The sequence below is a fragment of the Acinetobacter sp. YH01010 genome (genome assembly GCF_013420775.1).
GTDB classification, from domain to species: domain Bacteria; phylum Pseudomonadota; class Gammaproteobacteria; order Pseudomonadales; family Moraxellaceae; genus Acinetobacter; species Acinetobacter amyesii.
This window is the reverse complement of the sequence record NZ_VOYF01000062.1, coordinates 1-1,493: the sequence shown is the minus strand read 5'-3', so window position 1 is coordinate 1,493 and position 1,493 is coordinate 1. Positions and strand designations below refer to the sequence as shown.

Annotated in this window: 1 protein-coding gene; it reads right to left on the bottom strand. The window is 41.5% G+C overall.

Features of this window, described 5'->3' with window-relative positions:
* Nucleotides 1–174: 174 nt before the first annotated feature.
* Nucleotides 175–417 carry a hypothetical protein gene (locus FTT77_RS17155; protein WP_180182533.1) on the bottom strand — a complete coding sequence of 81 codons (243 nt, stop codon included), beginning with the start codon at nt 415–417 and terminating at the stop codon, nt 175–177.
* Nucleotides 418–1,493 lie beyond the last annotated feature (1,076 nt).

Sequence of the window (1,493 nt, the reverse complement as noted above, 5' to 3'; positions counted from 1 at the left end):
AATTTTCAGAATGCACGCTTCCGCGTTTCTCAAGAAACAGGCAAAAAAAAAGCCCCCGTAATAGGCTTTTTAGTACCTTTCTATGTCAAACACTCAAAAGGATTTGTGTCAGCGTTGTGTGACCAGAGCAAATAAAAACTTCATCCCGCAATGATGGCTGTTAAGCAAAAGTTTCTACTCAATGCCAAGATATGATTTAGCACTGATATAGGCATTATTCAGGTCAACTATGTATTGTGTCAATACTTCATAATCTTGAAAGTGTTGTTTAGCAAGATCCATAGCTTTCTGATAGTCCATTTGAAGAAATTCAGGATAGTTTCTGATGTAAGTTTCAACATACCAATCTAAGTGTTTTTCATCTAAAAACTTGTTTTTTTCATTTTGAAGTATTTGATTTAAATCTAAATTTTTCATAAAAAGCCTAAGTAGTGAATTATCATTATGGTGAGAGTTGGAGAAGATCAGGCAATACTCACCCTAGAGCGTGTCACGCCCTAGGAGTATTGCCGGAAACAAAGGAGCATCACTACGGAGCCGAGCCATCGTTTCACAGGAGCGCATCACAGCGTAATGCTGCGCTTGTTTTGGTTAGGGCTTACGTCACCCCCTGAACACGTCCAAAACCGCCTATAAACGCTTTTAAATGATCACCGCAAGGGATTACCCCAATATACTCACGATCAGCGTTTTATGACTACTCATGCCGTTGTCTGCTTTGTTCAGATACCCCAGTAACAGACTTAATCAATTTTGCGCTGGCGTCACCAAGCCTTCCACCCACAAAAAGGACGGAAATTAACTATCTGAAGCAATTAAGAACGAAAGAGGGATTTATTTTAGTCCTAGAGCAGTTATAATAATTTCACAGCACGAGGATTTATCTTGAATCTTATGTCGAGTTCTAGCTCACATAACTTTCGTTATTAATTCTGCCAGGAATTAATAACCGTGCATCGAATATAAAACGAAACCCGATCATATTCAATATGGTCGGGTTTTTATTTTTCGCTCGCTAAGGTTCTGATTAATTCCCCAAGGGGGAAATAATCGGAAAGCGAGGGGAAAATAAGAAAGCCGAAATTGGTTATAAAAACTCCATCACGTGGAGTAGAGTCCACTATTAAATAAGTGGACGGGACACGCTTTGCTCCTTTTTCGCACCGCACCCGCGCGAGCCGTCGGGATGTCGGATGCGAGTGCGTCGCCCGCTTAATTTTCCTTGAAATTGCGTCGCCACCCATTCGGGATGGCTAAAAAAAACCTGATTACAGCATAGAGGGCTTTGTAATCAGGGAAAAGAGGTTTTTAGAGCAGAATCCATGCAGTCGGGGGCAACTCCGCCCCCTCGGTTACTACTGGAGAGAATTTTCAGAATGCACGCTTCCGCGTTTCTCAAGAAACAGGCAAAAAAAAAGCCCCCGTAATAGGCTTTTTAGTACCTTTCTATGTCAAACACTCAAAAGGATTTGTGTCAGCGTTGTGTGACCAGA